The organism is Halomonas sp. BM-2019 (genome assembly GCF_017584085.1).
Genome location: NZ_CP071922.1, coordinates 1,798,197 through 1,814,992 on the forward strand (window position 1 = coordinate 1,798,197; position 16,796 = coordinate 1,814,992).

Below are 16,796 nucleotides of genomic sequence, written 5' to 3' on the forward strand. Positions count from 1 at the left end.
ATCGCGACCATGCCCAGTCGGTACGCTTCATCACCGGCCATCTCAAGGACGGCAGCGCCGAGCTGGACTGGCCGGCCCTGGCCAGCTCGGGCCAGACGCTGGTCTTCTACATGGGGCTGCATGGCCTGCCAGAGATCTGCCGCCAGCTGGTGGCCCACGGCCTGGCGCCGACGACCCCGGTGGCGCTGGTCGAGCAGGGCACCACGGCCCGCCAGCGGGTGCACCGCGGGTCCCTGGCCGACCTGCCGGCGCGGCTGGCCGGGGCGACCCTGCATCCACCCACCCTGATCATCGTCGGCGGGGTGGTGGCCCTGCACGATGCCCTGGCCTGGTTCCAGGCCGAACGGGCGGTGGCCAGCGGCTGGGAGACCGGCAGCCGCGGCTGAAGTGGGTCCCTCGAGTGCCCGCAGGGGCTCCCCCGTGCGACAATAACGGCGTCACGGTCGTCGGGAGCCCGTCATGACGGCTCATTCCAAGGATGCCCTCGCCGAGGTGAGGCGCCTGCGCCACCAGCGCCCGCGGCGCCACTGGCTGATGCGCAGTTTCCGCCTGCAGGTGATGCTGCTGGTGGGGGTGCTGCTGGCCGCCATGCTGCTGGCTCAGGGCGCCTACCTGAACCACCGCAAGGCCGAGATCATCAGCGACCAGATGGGCCAGCGTGCCCTGGCGGTGGCCCAGAGCGTGGCGGCCGTTCCCGAGCTGGTCGCGGCCTTCGACGATCCCGACCCCAGCGCCACCATCCAGCCCATCGCCGAGCGCATCCGCCGAGACACCGGCGCCCGCTACGTGGTGGTGGGCAACGCCGACAGCATCCGCTACTCCCATCCGCTGCCCCAGCGCATCGGCCTGCCCATGGTGGGCGGCGACAATGACCGCGCGCTGATCGACGGGGAGTCCTACGTCTCCGAGGCCGAGGGCTCGCTGGGCGAGGCCATGCGCGGCAAGACCCCGGTGTTCGATGCCGAGGGCAACATCATCGGCATCGTCTCGGTGGGCTTCATGCTCGATCGCGTGGCCCTGGACGTGGGCCGCCACACCAGCCTCGGCTGGTGGCTGGTGGCGGCCATGGTGGTGCTCGGCTTCGCCGGCGCCTATGGCCTCTCCCATCATCTCAAGCGGGTGATCCTGGGGCTCGAGCCTCACGAGATCGCGCGGCTGGCCATGGAGAAAGAGGCGATCCTGCAGTCGATCCACGAGGGCATCCTGGCGGTGAACCGCGAGGGCGAGATCACCCTGGTCAACCAGCAGGCGCGGCGCTTCCTCGACCTGCCCGAGGCGGGGGAGGTGCTGGGGCGGCCGATCCAGGAGGTGGTGCCCAACTCGCGGCTGCGCGAGGTGCTGGCGAGCGGCGAGCAGCAGTTCGACCAGCAGATGTGGCTCGGCGACCATCCTGTGGTGGTCAACCGTGTGCCGGTGCGCCATGTCGGTGAGATCGAGGGGGCGGTAGCCACCTTCCGTAGCCGGCGCGAGATCGTCGAGCTCTCCGATGCTCTCTCCGCCGCCAGCCGCGACGTGGACATGCTGCGCGCCCAGGCCCATGAGTTCTCCAATAAGCTCTACACCATCTCGGGACTGCTGCAGCTCGATCGCGTGGCCGATGCCCTGGCGCTGATCCACCAGGAGACCGAGCGTGCCCAGGCCCAGATGAGCTTCCTGATGGGCCATGTGGCCGATCCGGTGATCAGCGGTACCCTGCTCGGCAAGCTGACCCGCGCCCGGGAGTTGGGCGTGGTGCTTGAGATCGACGACCAGAGCTCGCTCTCGTTGCCGTTGACCGCCGCCGGCCAGGAGGTGCTGATGACGGTACTCGGCAATCTCATCGACAATGCCTGCCATGCCGCTCGCCAGGGAGAAGGGCGCGACGGCAAGGGGCCGTGGGTACGGTTGTTCTTCACCGATTTGGGTGAGCAGCTGCTGATCGAGGTGGAGGACAATGGCCCCGGGGTGCCCCCCGAGCATGTGGAGCGGATCTTCGAGGAGGGCTATTCCACCAAGCCCGGCCGGCATCGCGGCATCGGCCTGGCGCTGGTGGCGCGGTTGTGTGCCGAGCACGGCGGTGCCATCACCCTGGAGGAGAGTGAGCTGGGCGGGGCCTGCTTCGCGGTGGTTCTCGACCGGGCGCTGTGCCGCGCGCCGGCGACGGTTGCCGAGTGATCCCTGACGACAAGCCCCGGCTTTCAAGAATAAAACCGTGTACGCCAGTGGAGGAAAGATGCCAGGTCCCGACATGCCGACCCCGGGGGATGTCCCCCGCCGCGCCGACCACCAGGGCGCCACTCGTCAGGACTATGGAATCCTGATCATCGAAGACGACTTCCGCATCGCCGAGATCCATCGCGCCTTCATCGAGCAGAGCGCCGGGTTCCGGGTGGTGGGCATGGCGCGCTCCGGCACCGAGGCGCGGGAGCTGCTGGCCCGGCATGCCGAGGAGATCGCCCTGGTGTTGCTGGATGCCTACCTGCCCGACGTGGAGGGGCTGGAGCTGCTGTGGCTCCTGCGTCGCGACTATCTGCACATGGACGTGGTGATGGTCACCGCGGCCCGGGAGGTGGACACCATCAGCGAAGCCCTGCGTGGTGGCGTCTTCGACTACCTGATCAAGCCCGCCGAGGCGACGCGCATGGCGCAGATGCTGACACGCTTCCGCCGCGAGCGGGCGGCCCTGGCGGCCCGCGGCGAGATGAGCCAGGAGGAGCTCGACCGGGTATTGGCCCGGGTGCAGCCCCAGGGGACGGCAGGGGGGGCCGCGGCACCCGGGAAGCGCCGCCAGCTGCCCAAGGGCATCGACCGGCTGACCCTGCGGGTCGTGGTGGCGGCTCTGGAGGCGGCGCCGGAGCCCCTGGCGGCCATGCAGGTGGCTAAGGCCATGGGCGCCAGCCGCTCCACGGCACGGCGCTACCTGGAGTTTCTGGTCTCGGTGCAGGTGGTGGAGGCCGAGCTGGGCTATGGTGATGTGGGCAGGCCGGAGCGCCGCTATCGCCTGGTGGGGGAGGCGAGCCTCTGGTACGAGGAGGGGTAGGGGACACTGCCGCCGTGAGCAGAATGGACTAAATGCCCAGAACGCTCTTTTTCTTCATTATGTTCACAAGGTTGTGATCCATGGCGCCGCTCCTCTAACGTCTGCTCTGCACGCTCTCGGAGCCGCTTCCCATAACAACGATTCCCTCTCGAGGAGAACACCATGACTGCCAGATTCACTACCAAAGGCCTTACCGCCATCGTCCTGCCGCTGGTCGCCCTGACCGGCCTGGCCACGGCGGCCCAGGCCGACGACTGGACCCCGGCCCGCAACATCGAGTTCATCGCCCCGGCCAATCCCGGCGGTGGCTGGGACACCCTGGCACGCACCACCGCCCGGGTCATCCAGGAGGAAGGCCTGGCCGAGCGCAGCTTCGGCGTCATCAACACGCCCGGTGGCGGCGGTGCCGTGGCCTGGGCGCAGATCGCCCGCGATTCGGGCAATCCGCACAAGCTGTTCGCCACCAGCCCGCCCATCATCCTGGTGCCCCTGGCCGGCGCCTCGCGCTATGACCATACCGCCTTCACCCCCATCGCCCGGCTGATCACCGACTACTCCATCGTTCGCGGCCCTCGCCGAGAACCCGAGGCTGAGCATCGGCGGTGGCAGCGCGCCGGGCTCCATGGACCATATCTCCATGGCCGGCCTGGCCGCCGCGGCCGGCCTGGGGGCCGCCGACGTCAACTACATCGCCTTCTCCGGCGGCGGCGAGGTCCTGACCAATGTGATGGGCGGCCATGTGGCGGCCGGGATCACCGGCGCCGGCGAAGCCTCCGGTCAACTGGGCGAGGGCAGCCAGCTGCGGGCACTCGGCGTCTCGTCCCCCGAGCGGCTGAGCGGGGTACTGGCCGATGTTCCCACCTACCAGGAGCAGGGCATCGAATACACCTTCGACATCTGGCGTGGTGTCTTGGGTGCGCCGGACATGCCCGCCGAGGCGGTGGCCTACTACGAGGATCTCTTCGCTCGCATGCAGGAGACCGAGGCCTGGGCCCAGGCCCGCGACCAGCTGGGCTGGCTCGATGCCTACCAGGCCAGCGAAGAGTTCGGCGCCTTCCTGGACGAACAGAAGGAACAGTTCAGCACCATCCTGGGTGACCTCGGCCTGCTGAGCCAGTGATCCCGCGTCCTCACACCCCCTGATCCCTCCCGGGAGCTCTCGCTCCCGGGTGACCCCGTACCCATGCACCGGCACCTCCGTGCCCCGGGCAGGTTCCCATGACACGACTCAACTCCAACCAGATCATCGCGCTGCTGCTGGCGCTGCTGTCGGTAGGCTATCTGGCCATGGCCTGGCAGATTCCGACCTTCCCGCTGCCGCGGCCCATCGACTCCGACCTCTTCCCCAAGGTGCTTGGCTTCACTCTGCTGGGCCTCTCCGTGCTGCTCTTCCTCGAGGCGCCCGCCACCGGCGAGCCCCAGCCCGACGACGAGGCGGCGGCCGAGGCCAAGGCGCCGCTGCTGCTGCGTCCCTGGTCGCGGGTGGTGATCACCGCCCTGGCCATCGCCGCCTTCGCGCTGCTGCTGGTGCCGGCGGGTTTCGTGCTGGCCTCCACGACGCTGGTCTTCGGCCTCGGCTGGTACTTCGGCTATGCCCGTCACGGCATCAACCTGGCGGTGTCGCTGGGCGTGGTGCTGTTCCTCTACCTGACCCTGACCCGGCTCATGGGCGTCTACCTGCCCACCGGCGTGCTGCCGATCTGACCGGACGGAGACTGATCCCATGGAAGCTTTCAGCAATCTGATGTACGGCTTCAGCATCGCGCTGGAGCCGATCAATATCCTCTACGTCTTCGCCGGGGTCTTCGCCGGTACCATCATCGGCATGCTGCCGGGGCTCGGCCCGATCAGCGCCTTGGCGCTGATGATCCCGCTGACCTTCGGCATGGATCCCTCCTCGGGGCTGATCCTGATGGCCGGGGTCTACTACGGTGCCATCTTCGGCGGCTCCTCTTCCTCGATCCTGCTCAATGCGCCCGGAGTGGCGGGGACCGTGGCCACCTCCTTCGACGGTTACCCGATGGCCAAGCAGGGCCAGGCCGGCAAGGCCCTGGCCATCGCCGCCTACGCCTCCTTCATCGGTGGCACCGTCTCCATCATCTTCCTGATGCTGGTGGCGCCGCTGCTCGGCCGGGTGGCGGTGAGTTTCGGGCCCGCCGAGTACTTCTCGCTGATGGTGCTGGGCCTCACGGCGGTGGTGTCGCTCTCCGACAAGTCGCTGGTCAAGGGGCTGATCGCCGCCGTGGTGGGGGTGATGATCTCGATCATGGGCATCGACCTGCAGACCGGCACCGAGCGCTACACCTTCGGTGCCGTTCACCTGCTCGACGGTATCGACTTCCTGGTGGTGGCGCTGGGCATCTTCGCCCTGGCCGAGGTGTTCTACATGCTGCTTAGGGGCGGTGGTGGCAAGGAGCAGCCGCGCACGGCCATCGGCTCGCTCAAGCTCACCAGGCAGGAAGCCGGGCAGATCGCCGCGCCCGTGGCGCGCAGCTCGGTGCTCGGCTTCTTCACCGGGGTGCTGCCGGGCGCCGGTGCCACCATCGGCTCCTTCCTCGGCTACAGCATGGAGAAGCGCCTGGCCAAGGACGGTGACACCTTCGGCAAGGGCAATATCAAGGGGGTGGCGGCACCCGAGGCGGCCAACAACGCCGCTTGCACCGGCTCCTTCGTGCCGCTGCTGACCCTCGGCGTGCCTGGCTCCGGCTCCACCGCCGTGCTGCTCGGCGCCCTGCTGGTGATGGGGGTCTCGCCGGGGCCGACGATGCTGGTGGACCGTCCCGATGTCTTCTGGGGGGTGGTGGCCAGCATGTACCTGGGCAACATCTTCCTGCTGGTGCTCAACCTGCCGCTGATCCCGCTGATCGCCAAGGTGCTCGATCTGCCCAGGCCGCTGCTGCTGGCGCTGATCCTGATCTTCTGCATGGTGGGGGTCTACGGCATGAGCTTCAGCGTCTTCGACCTGCTGCTGCTGCTCGGCTTCGGCCTGCTGGGCCTGGGCATGCGCCTGTTCGGTTTCCCGGCGGCGCCGCTGATCCTGGCGCTGATCCTCGGCAGCATCATGGAGGAGTCCATGCGCCGGGCCCTGCAGATCTCCGGCGGCGATTGGATGACCTTCATCGACAAGCCGATCTCGCTGGCGTTGCTGGCGGTGGCACTGCTCTCCCTGGGCCTGCCGCTGCTGCGCAAGGCCAGGACCAGGTCACGCGCCACCAGATAAGCCATTAAAGTGACTTGTCGATGCCGACAGGCATACAGAACTCAGCCAATCATTTGGGGTATCAACTCTTTCGATACCCCTTTTTTACGCCAGCCATGGTTCGCCGTGCCCTGTTGACGACCTTGTCATTGGCCGTAGATCGAAGAGGAGGGCGCCAGGATGGCAAGGGGCAATAGAGACTCTTGCTTTTCTGCCGCTTGCTGGATTTTTTACCTGAAAGCAGTGGTCTATTGGAGAAAATAATATGCAGCTTACCGGAATGCTACAAGGGGCAAGACTTCTCAATCATGTCGGGTTTCCGACCTCGGAAGTGCTTGGGCCCGATGCGACTGAAGACCAGATTCAGGATTTGATCGCTCGCCACGGGTTGATCTTCATAAAGCCGCTGTTCCGCGGTGGCGTCGGCAAGAAGGGCAAGGCGGGGCTTATCGGCAAGGCGAGCGATCTGCGCACCGCCATGGCGGAAAAGGAGCGACTCTATTTCGCCGAGCATCGCCACGGCAATGCCTACGCCAAGGCGAACGGGGTGACATTCGAGGCCGGCGTGCCGGCCGAGCACGAGGTCTATTTTTCCATCTCCGACGAGAGCCGCTTCCGGGCGCCGACCATAACCCTGACCCACCGCGGCGGCGTCGATATCGAGGAGCTGGACAAATCCGAGATCGCCACCGTGCCTTTCGAGGCGCTGACGGGTCTCAAGGCCTTCGTGGTGGCCAATGCACTGAGCGACATCGGTGCGCCGAAGGAGATCATCTCGCCGTTGGTGCAGCACCTGCCCAAGCTCTGGGAGCTGGTGCATCACTATGGTATGACCACGCTGGAACTGAACCCCATCCGCATGCGCCCCGGCCGCGACGGCCGGCTGATACCGGTTGCTTGCGACTTCAAATGTGGCTTTGACCGCGATGATCCCCGGGTGGGGCGGCTGGGCCTGCCCGAACAGATCTTCGCCGCCGACGTCTCGGCCTTCGAGCAGGAAGTGAACCGGCTTCGTACCCACCAGGGCCAGTCGGATGTCTTTGTGATCAACGACAAGGGCACCATCCTGGCGCCAACCTTCGGCGGTGGTGCCAATAGCCTGGTGACCGAGGTGCTGGGGGACGCCGCGATCATCTCCTCGGATTTCGGTGGCAACCCTCCCTATGAAAAGATGAAGTCGGTGGCCGCGATCTGCTATCGGCATTTCCTTGCCCAGACCAATGTGCTGTTCATCATCGGGGGGAAGTCGAACAACACGGATATCCTCGAGACCTTCCGGGGCATGGGCGATGCGCTGCGCGAGCATTTCGCGGAGTACGGGCCGACACCGCTCTATGTCGTCGTCGGGCGCGGTGGGCCAAACCTGGTACGTGGCATGGGCAACCTTGGCGACACGCTGGACAGCCTTGGCGTGCCCTACCGCTTCTTTGGCTTCGACAGTGCCATCTCGGAAGTGGTGAGCTACGCGAAGAATCTCGATCTGTGGATGCGTGACGGAGGCCGTGCCGAGATCGCCCGGCATCTCGGCATCAAGACACCGGCTTAAGGGGGAGAAGCATCATGTATCTTCAAGGCATTGCGGATTTTCCATACTATCTCGGCATTCACTCGCTGGCCGATGTGGCGAGGCGAGAGGATCGCGTCTGTGTTCTCAACATCATGGGTGGCGAGTCACGCACGGTGACACCGGTGAGTCATGCCTACTCGGGGGGCAACGTGGTCTTCGGTACCTCGCCGGGGCGTACCGGGCAGAAGCTCAAGACTCCCGCTGGCGATATTCCGGTGTTCAATAATGTGCGTGAGGGCCTGGATGCGGGGCACACCTTCAATGTAGGCGTCGTCTACCTCCCGCCCCCCAGCGTGCGCGATGGGGTGGCGGAGCTCATTCGTGTCAACAACGCTCTGGAAAAGATTGTCATCATTACCGAAAAGATTGCCGTGCACGATGCGCGCGAGATCCGCGCGATAGGGCAGGCCAATGGCGTCGACATCATCGGTGGCAATTGCCTCGGTGTGGCCGACAGCTGGAACCAGGTGCGTATTGGCGGAGCACTCGGTGGCGACAGTCCCGAGGAGTCTCTGCGCAAGGGCTCGGTCGCGATCTTCTCGAACTCGGGAGGCTTCACCACCACCATCGCGCAGTATCTCGCGACCGAAGGCTGGGGTACCACAACGCTTATCTCGAGTGGGAAGGACGTCTATATCCATTACAACGCGCGTGACTTCTCCCATGCGCTGGTGAACGACGACCGCTCGAAAGCCGCGGTGCTCTATGTCGAACCGGGTGGCTATCACGAGTATGGTGTCGATTTCGGCAAGCCGACGGTTGCCTGTGTCGTCGGCCGCTGGAAGTCGAAGCTCACCCGTGCCGTCGGCCATGCCGGTGCGATGGCCGGCTCGGGCGACCGGGCGGAAGACAAGGAGGGCTGGTTGATGGAAGCCTTCGGGGTTGACGGCCTCTACACGCCCGACAACCCGGTGGTCTCGGCCAAGGGCGCGGTGGTGACCAATATCGCCGACATCCCCATGGCACTGACCGCGGTGATGGAGCTGAACGGCGTTTCGCCCGATTTCGCCTCGACGGGCAGCCTCGCGCTCAAGCCCTGGATCGCCAACGACCAGGGTCTGGCGCTGCCCCCCGAACTCGTCATGCCCCCGGTGACGCCGAGTGAGCCCTATGCGACCCAGATCGCCGTGCTCAAGCGCCAGGTTGGTGCGGTGATCGCCCGCCAGACCATGAAGGACAAATCCGGTGCTTCGGTGATGGACCCCACCACCCAGGTGACCAGCGTACACGGCTATTCAGTGCTCGACCTTGCGCTCGATCCGCTGGAGGCCAACTTTGCATTGCCACTGGTCCACGAGATCGCCGGCGAGAACGATCGTGCCATGCTCGATGTGGCGGTGGCGGCGGAGGTGAACCTGGTCGGTGACCCGATCCTCGTGGCTGCCGACGCCGCGCGGGACGCGGGCAATGCGCCCAACGCCATCATGGCGGCGGCCGCCGCGATCGTCGGACCGAAGCGGATCGAGCGCGCGTTGGCCTGCACCAGCGCGCTGATCGACCTCTTTGCGCATTCCGGCCTGCGGGACGGCCATAGCGAGGAGTTCGACACCTCGGCGATCACCATGGACGCCGCCACCCGCGCGCTCTTTCTCGCCTCCGAGGCCGAGGCTGACGACCCCCGCCCCGAGGCGATGCTCGCCGCCGTCAAGGCGCGCGGTGGCAAGTCGGTCTTCCTCAAATACCTTGCAACCCTGAACGGTCGCCTCTCCCGGGATGCCATCCTCGCCGCGATCAGTCTGACCATCGCCTGGGGTCCCCTCATGCGCAAACGCATCTCGCGCCTGACCGCGGAGACGTTGCCCTGGTATTTACGCCTCTACGGCGTGATGGTCGGCGCGACGATCCCGGGTTCCCACCACCAGCCCGGTTCGCTGTGTGGCATTCCGCGCGACGAGCGCTTTGGCCAATGGACCATGGCGGATCTCTGCTTCCTCGCCATGACCGGCAAGAAGCCGACCCGCGACGAGGCGTTGCCGCTCCAGGTCCTCGTCGGTCTGCTGATCTCCAACGGCCCAGGCTCGATCTCGGCACAAGGCGCCAAGGGGGCGGTCTCGGCTGACGGACCTCAGACCCCTGAGCGCGTGCAGATCAACAAGGCCATGGTGGGATTTCTCACTCACACCGGCTACAGCCACGGCGGCAACGGCTTCGAGGGGATGGCCTTCCTGCTCGACCAGTTCAAGGGCAAGGGGCTCATCGACCCTACCGACCCGAGCCACGGCATCGACCTCAAGGCCATGGCCAACGACTTCGCCCGCGCCTACAAGCGTGAGAAGGCCGAGGCCAAGGAGATCGGGACCGAGGTCCGCGCCTTGCCCGGCGTCCACCACCCGATCTTCAAGGGCAAGCCGGTCAACTACGATCCGCGCGAGCGCTTCATCGCGGAGTTCATGGCGAAGCGCGGCGACTACAATATCTTCCATGCCTTCTACCGTGAGCTCGTGCAAGCGCTGTATGACGTGGGTGCCAGCCGCTACGTCTTCTGCGTCAACGTCGACGCGGTGATCGCGGCGCTGCTGCTCGCGATTCTGTGGAAGGATTACACGTCTGGCGAGCTGACCGAGCGAGACCTCGAGACGGCAGCCTTCAGCGTCTTCCTCTACGGTCGCATGATCGGCTCCGCGGCCGAGATCGATGATCACCTGAATCGGGGGCGCAACATGGACACGCGCACTCCCGCTTCGGCGTGCGTCCATGTCGTCTGATCGATCTTTGCCGATGCGGGGAGGGCCTGGTGCGGGTACCACACCTTTAGTTGCTGGTAGTCACCAGGAGCGAACGAGATAGGCCACAAAGGGGCGCCGGTCAGACCGGCGCCCCGCGTCGTTGTGCCCGTGGTTCCGCACCGTCGCACCGCTGCGCCGCACCGACATGGTGCAGGAGGGTGGGCGCGAGGCGATGCGTGGTGCATGGCCGGCGCCCCGCCAGACGCTGTTTGCACCTGTTCGGTGCGGGCGGGATTCTGTAGCGCCGTATCGATCATTCCTAACCTTTTGTCATTGAAGGGTTACTTTGAGAATGGCTCACTATGGCGCACCCCTTGCTTTATCTTCTTGCCGATTCGGCATCGCCGTACCACAACGACCCCCGCGCGGGGATCAAGGAGACTCTCGTGACCCTATCCCGACCCAAGACCCTGCGGATGCGCCCCCTCGCCACGGCGCTGCTCACCGCCTCCCTGCTGGGCGCAGGCGGCCAGGCCCTGGCCGACGACGACCCCATCAAGGTGGGCATCCTGCACTCCCTCTCCGGCACCATGGCGATCAGCGAAACAGTGCTCAAGGACACCGTGGAGATGCTGATCGAGAAGCAGAACGAGCAGGGGGGGCTGCTGGGCCGCCAGCTCGAGGCGGTGGTCGTGGACCCGGCCTCCAACTGGCCGCTGTTCGCCGAGCGCGCCCGGGAGCTGCTCGCCCAGCACGAGGTGGACGTGGTGTTCGGCAACTGGACCTCGGTGTCGCGCAAGGCGGTATTGCCGGTCTTCGAGGAGCTCAACGGCCTGCTCTTCTATCCGGTGCAGTACGAGGGGGAGGAGTCCTCCGAGAACGTCTTCTACACCGGCGCGGCACCCAACCAGCAGGCGATCCCCGCCGTGGAGTACCTGATCAACGAGATGGGCATCGAGCGCTTCGCGCTGCTCGGCACCGACTACGTCTATCCGCGCACCACCAACCGTATCCTCGAAGCCTTCCTCAAGGAAGAGCACGGCATCGCCGACGAGGACATCCTGGTCAACTACACACCCTTCGGACACTCCGACTGGCAGAACATCGTCGCCGAGGTGCGCCGCTTCGGCAGCGAGGGCAAGCCCACCGCGGTGGTCTCCACCATCAACGGCGATGCCAACGTGCCCTTCTACCGGGAGCTGGGCAACCAGGGGGTGGATGCCGGCGACATCCCGGTCATCGCCTTCTCGGTGGGCGAGCAGGAGCTGACCGGCATCGACACCGCCCCGCTGGTGGGCCACCTGGCCGCCTGGAACTACTTCATGAGCGTCGACACCGACGCCAACTACGACTTCATCGACGCCTGGATCGAGTGGACCGGCGACGAGGAGGCGGTCACCAACGATCCTATGGAGGCCCACTACATTGGCTTCAACATGTGGGCCGAGGCGGTGCGCAAGGCCGGTACCACCGACCCCGACGCCATCAAGGACGCCATCATCGGCGTGGTGGTGCCCAACCTCTCCGGCAGCTATGCGGCCATGATGCCCAACCACCACATCACCAAGCCGGTGCTGATCGGCGAGGTCCAGGACAACGGCCAGTTCGATATCGTCTGGCAGACCCCGTCCACCGTGGCCGGCGATGCCTGGTCCGACTTCCTGCCCGGCTCGCGCGACCTGATGGCCGACTGGCAGGCGCCCATGCGCTGCGGCAACTTCAACGTGGCCACCGGCCGCTGCGGCGGCAGCACCGCCGCCGAGGAGGCCGAGGCCGCCCTCGCCGAGTAACGCCCGCTCCCGGCGTCGCATCAAGCGCAAGGCGCCGGGGACAGGTCGAAGAGGGGTCCTATGCTAGGGATGGCATCGGCAGCGCCCAGGGATGGGTTTACAGTGCCCCCTCGCAGGCCTGTCGCCGGAACAGCCTGCCAGCTGCGATGGCCCTGGGCGGAGCGCACGCCCGCTTTACCCACTTCGTGACTCCCTAATGCAAAGGATGAACCCATGAGGCGTCTCCTTTTACTCTGGCTGCTGGTGCTGCTGGCCGTGCCGCTGGGCGCCCAGGCCCAGCCCTCGGCCGACGACTCGGCGGCCATCGAGCTGCTTGAAGCGCTCGACGTCGACAGCTTCCCCGCCAAGGGTCGCGCCATCGAGGCCATCGTGGCCAGCGATGACGAGCGCGCCCGGGACTGGCTCCAGGCCCTGCTCGACGGCCGCCTGCAGCGCGCCGATGACGGCCGCTTCGTGGTGGTGCTGGACAACCGCGGCCGCAACTGGCCGGTGCAGGACGCCCTGACCGGCGAGGCGCTGGGCGAGATGTCGCGCCGCGATCTCGACCGTATCGGCATCAACAACGCCCTGCGCAACCAGCTGCGCAGCGCCATCGCCGTGGTGGACCTCTACTCGGCGGACCTGAGACTGCGCCGCGCCTCCGCCGAGCGGCTGCTCGGCGAGGTGGACGCCGACCTGGCAACGCCCCTGGCCGAGGTGATCGAGGGCGAGGAGGACGCCCGGGTGCGCCGCCGCCTGACCCAGGCACTGGCCATCCACCGCCTGGAGCAGGGCGAGGTGGCCGCCGTGGCCGACCTCGAGGGCAGCCTGCACCCCCGAGTCAGGGTGGCCCTTGCACGCGCGGCTTCGGGCGCGACAGAGAGCCAGGCGGCGAACGGTGACGACCCGGTGCTGGCCGATGCCGCCCGCAACGCCTTGAACGGCATCGAGCAGATGCTCAAGGTCAACCGTGCCGCCGAGACCCTCTACTTCGGGCTCTCACTGGGCTCTGTGCTGGTGCTGGCGGCCATCGGCCTGGCCATCACCTTCGGGGTGATGGGGGTGATCAACATGGCCCACGGCGAGCTGATCATGCTCGGCGCCTACACCACCTGGGTGATGCAGCAGCTGCTGCCCGGCCAGCCGGGCCTCGCGCTGATCCTGTCGATTCCCGCCGGCTTCATGGTGGCGGCGCTGGCCGGCATCGCCATCGAGCGCGGGGTGATCCAGTTCCTCAAGGGGCGGCCCCTGGAGACCCTGCTGGCCACCTTCGGCATCAGCCTGATCCTGCAGCAGCTGGTGCGCACCCTGATCTCGCCCCAGAACCGCACCGTGGTCTCCCCGGAGTGGATGAGCGGCTCCATCGCCATCAATGACGCCCTCTCGCTGACGCTGAACCGCATGGTGGTGATCGCCTTCGCCCTGGCGGTGTTCGCCGCACTGGTGCTGATCATGCGCCGCACCCGGCTCGGGCTGGAGGTGCGGGCGGTGACCCAGAATCGCGCCATGGCGCGCTCCATGGGCATTCGCGCCACCCGGGTCGATATCCTCACCTTCGCCCTGGGCTCCGGGGTGGCGGGGCTCGCCGGGGTGGCGCTCTCCCAGCTCACCAACGTGGGGCCCAACCTGGGTCAGAGCTACATCATCGACTCCTTCATGGTGGTGGTGTTCGGCGGCGTCGGGAACCTCTGGGGCACCCTGGTGGCGGGCCTGTCGCTGGGCGTGATCAACCAGGTGCTGGAGCCCTGGGCGGGCGCCGTGCTGGCCAAGATCATCGTGCTCGTCTTCATCATCCTGTTCATTCAGAAGCGCCCCCGCGGACTCTTCCCGCAGAAGGGCCGGGCGGCGGAGGGCTAAACGATGCATTCCACACACTTCTGGCTGACGCGCCCCTTCGGCGAGCGCTCGACGCAGCTGTTCCTCGGCGTGCTGCTGGCGGCCATGACCCTGGTGACGCTGCTGCATGTGGCGGTGCCCCAGGGCCATCCGCTCCACGTCAACGCCTATACCGTCAACCTCTTCGGCAAGTACCTCAGCTACGCACTGCTCGCGGTGGCGGTAGACCTGGTGTGGGGCTATCTGGGCATCCTGAGCCTGGGCCACGGCGCCTTCTTCGCGCTGGGCGGCTACGCCATGGGCATGTACCTGATGCGCCAGATCGGCGACCGCGGGGTGTATGGCGATCCCGTGCTGCCGGACTTCATGGTGTTTCTGAGCTGGGAGAGCCTGCCCTGGTACTGGCTCGGCTTCGACATGGCCTGGTTCGCCTTCCTGATGGTGCTGCTGGTGCCGGGGGCGCTGGCGCTGGTGTTCGGCTTCCTGGCCTTCCGCTCCCGGGTCACCGGTGTCTATCTCTCCATCATCACCCAGGCGCTCACCTTCGCCCTGATGCTGGCCTTCTTCCGCAACGAGATGGGCTTCGGCGGCAGCGACGGACTGACCGACTTCCGCGAGATCCTGGGCTTCAACCTGCGCAGCAACGAGACGCGGCTGGGGCTCTTTCTGGCCAGCGGCGTGGCGCTGGCGCTGGGCTACGTCGTGTGCCGGGCCATCGTGACGAGCAAGCTCGGCCGGGTCTGCGTGGCCACCCGTGATGCCGAGGCGCGCACGCGCTTTCTCGGCTACCGGGTGGAGCGCTTCCAGCTCTTCGTCTTCGTGGTCTCGGCGATGCTGGCGGGGCTCGCCGGCGCCCTCTATGTGCCCCAGGTGGGGATCATCAACCCCAGCGAGTTCTCGCCGCTCTTCTCCATCGAGATCGTGCTCTGGGTGGCGCTGGGCGGCCGGGGGACCCTCTACGGGGCGGTAATCGGGGCGATACTGGTCAACTACGCCAAGACCTATTTCACCGGCGCCATGCCCGACGCCTGGCTCTTCGCCCTCGGTGGGCTCTTCGTGCTGGTCACGGTCTTCCTGCCCAAGGGCGTGGCGGGGTTGCTCGCCTATCGCCTCAAGCGGCGCCGACGGGACGATGACAGCGGCGCGACCGGCAATCAAAACGGCGCCACCGGCGGGGAGGTGACCCCATGAGCCTGCTGAGATCCCTTGCCGACCGCGACCGGGTCTTCGACTTCCTGGTGCCCGCCGCTTCGCCGGTGGACGTGCGCCACGGCCCGATCCTCTACCTGGAGGACGTCACGGTGAGCTTCGACGGCTTCAAGGCCATCGACAACCTCAACCTGACCATCGACGACGGCGAGCTGCGTTGCATCATCGGTCCCAACGGTGCCGGCAAGACCACCATGATGGACATCATCACCGGCAAGACCCGCCCCGACACCGGCTCGGTGTGGTTCGGCAGCCGCCACGACCTGCTGACCCTGAACGAGCCGGAGATCGCCAGTCTCGGCATCGGCCGCAAGTTCCAGAAGCCCACGGTCTTCGAGGCGCTCAGCGTGTTCGAGAACCTGGAGCTGGCCATGGCCGCCGACAAGCGCATCCTGCCGACCCTCACCGCACGGATGAATGGCGAGGTGCGCGATCGCATCGAGGAGGGGCTCGACACCATCGGTCTCACCGCGCTGCGCGACCGGCCGGCGGGCATCCTCTCCCACGGCCAGAAGCAGTGGCTGGAGATCGGCATGCTGCTGATGCAGCGGCCGCGCCTGCTGCTGGTGGACGAGCCGGTGGCCGGCATGACCGAGCAGGAGATGGAGCGCACCGCGGAGCTTCTGACCGGGCTTGCCGGCAAGCAGTCTGTCGTTGTCGTCGAGCACGATATGGGCTTCGTGCGCTCCATCGCTCGCCAGGTGACGGTGCTCCATCAGGGCAGCGTGCTGGCCGAGGGCAGCATGGATCAGGTGGCCAGCGACCCCAGGGTGATCGAGGTCTATCTGGGGGCCGAGGCCGACGAGGAGGTGGCGTGATGCTGAGTATCGACAAGCTCAACCAGTACTACGGCGAGAGCCACACCCTCTGGGATCTCGACCTGGAGGTGCCGGCGGGGGAGTGCACCTGCGTGATGGGCCGCAACGGGGTGGGCAAGACCACCCTGATGAAGGCGATCATGGGCGAGGTGAGGGTGTCCTCCGGCAGCATCCGCTACGCCGACGACGTGGAGCTGACCAAGCGGCGCGTGGAGGCGCGCTCGCGGCTCGGCATCGGCTACGTGCCCCAGGGCCGCCAGATCTTTCCGCTGCTCACCGTGGAGGAGAACCTGCGCACGGGGCTGGCCGCCCGGGGCGACGGCCGGCGCACCATTCCGGAGCGCATCTACGATCTCTGCCCTGTGCTTCAGGAGATGAAGCACCGCCGCGGCGGCGATCTCTCCGGGGGGCAGCAGCAGCAGCTGGCCATCGGCCGGGCGCTGGTGCTCGAGCCGCGGCTGCTGATCCTCGACGAGCCGGGGGAGGGCATCCAGCCCAATATCGTCACCCTGATCGGCGAGGTGATCCGCAAGCTGATCGCGGAAGACGGCCTCACCGTGCTGCTGGTGGAGCAGAAGCTGCCCTTCGCCCGCAAGTACGCCGACCGCTTCGTGATCATGGATCGCGGCCGGCCGGTGGCCAAGGGCGCCATCGGCGAGCTCACCGATGAGTTGATCAAGGCGCACCTGACCGTCTAGGAAGCACCGCAGGGC

Annotated in this window: 13 protein-coding genes; all 13 read left to right on the forward strand. The window is 66.8% G+C overall.

Features of this window, described 5'->3' with window-relative positions; translation table 11 throughout:
* A partial coding sequence (locus J5F18_RS09080) for an SAM-dependent methyltransferase (RefSeq protein WP_346301921.1) occupies positions 1 to 386 on the forward strand: 386 nt, incomplete at its 5' end.
* A 73-nt stretch (positions 387 to 459) separates the two neighbouring features.
* Entirely contained in the window at positions 460 to 2,154 is a 1,695-nt protein-coding gene (locus J5F18_RS09085; RefSeq protein ID WP_346301922.1) for a sensor histidine kinase, read from the forward strand.
* Positions 2,155 to 2,227: 73 nt separating this feature from the next.
* On the forward strand, positions 2,228 to 3,019 hold the full coding sequence (locus J5F18_RS09090) for a response regulator (RefSeq protein WP_346302205.1): 792 nt from the start codon (positions 2,228 to 2,230) through the stop codon (positions 3,017 to 3,019).
* A 622-nt stretch (positions 3,020 to 3,641) separates the two neighbouring features.
* Positions 3,642 to 4,139, forward strand: a complete 498-nt coding sequence (locus J5F18_RS09095) for a tripartite tricarboxylate transporter substrate-binding protein (protein ID WP_346301923.1) — start codon at positions 3,642 to 3,644, stop codon at positions 4,137 to 4,139.
* A gap of 98 nt (positions 4,140 to 4,237) precedes the next feature.
* Positions 4,238 to 4,723 (forward strand): tripartite tricarboxylate transporter TctB family protein, encoded by a 486-nt coding sequence (locus tag J5F18_RS09100; RefSeq protein WP_346301924.1) that lies wholly within the window; start codon positions 4,238 to 4,240, stop codon positions 4,721 to 4,723.
* Positions 4,724 to 4,742: 19 nt separating this feature from the next.
* On the forward strand, positions 4,743 to 6,239 hold the full coding sequence (locus J5F18_RS09105) for a tripartite tricarboxylate transporter permease (RefSeq protein ID WP_346301925.1): 1,497 nt from the start codon (positions 4,743 to 4,745) through the stop codon (positions 6,237 to 6,239).
* Between the two features lie 244 nt (positions 6,240 to 6,483).
* On the forward strand, positions 6,484 to 7,764 hold the full coding sequence (locus tag J5F18_RS09110; RefSeq protein ID WP_346301926.1) for an ATP citrate lyase citrate-binding domain-containing protein: 1,281 nt from the start codon (positions 6,484 to 6,486) through the stop codon (positions 7,762 to 7,764).
* Between the two features lie 14 nt (positions 7,765 to 7,778).
* Positions 7,779 to 10,490, forward strand: a complete 2,712-nt coding sequence (locus tag J5F18_RS09115; protein WP_346301927.1) for a hypothetical protein — start codon at positions 7,779 to 7,781, stop codon at positions 10,488 to 10,490.
* A 437-nt stretch (positions 10,491 to 10,927) separates the two neighbouring features.
* A complete protein-coding gene (gene urtA / locus J5F18_RS09120) occupies positions 10,928 to 12,241 on the forward strand; it encodes an urea ABC transporter substrate-binding protein (RefSeq protein WP_346302206.1) in 1,314 nt (437 codons plus the stop codon).
* A gap of 213 nt (positions 12,242 to 12,454) precedes the next feature.
* Positions 12,455 to 14,077 carry an urea ABC transporter permease subunit UrtB gene (gene urtB / locus J5F18_RS09125; RefSeq protein ID WP_346301928.1) on the forward strand — a complete coding sequence of 541 codons (1,623 nt, stop codon included), beginning with the start codon at positions 12,455 to 12,457 and terminating at the stop codon, positions 14,075 to 14,077.
* A gap of 3 nt (positions 14,078 to 14,080) precedes the next feature.
* Positions 14,081 to 15,247, forward strand: coding sequence for an urea ABC transporter permease subunit UrtC (gene urtC, locus J5F18_RS09130; protein ID WP_346301929.1), 1,167 nt, complete (start codon positions 14,081 to 14,083; stop codon positions 15,245 to 15,247).
* Complete coding sequence (gene urtD / locus J5F18_RS09135; protein ID WP_346301930.1) at positions 15,244 to 16,083, forward strand: urea ABC transporter ATP-binding protein UrtD; 840 nt, start codon at positions 15,244 to 15,246, stop codon at positions 16,081 to 16,083. The genes urtC and urtD overlap by 4 nt, the downstream gene beginning before the upstream one ends.
* Positions 16,083 to 16,781: an urea ABC transporter ATP-binding subunit UrtE gene (urtE, locus tag J5F18_RS09140; protein WP_346301931.1), complete on the forward strand. Its 699-nt coding sequence runs from the start codon at positions 16,083 to 16,085 to the stop codon at positions 16,779 to 16,781. Before urtD ends, urtE begins: the two co-directional genes overlap by 1 nt.
* The last annotated feature ends 15 nt before the right edge of the window (positions 16,782 to 16,796 follow it).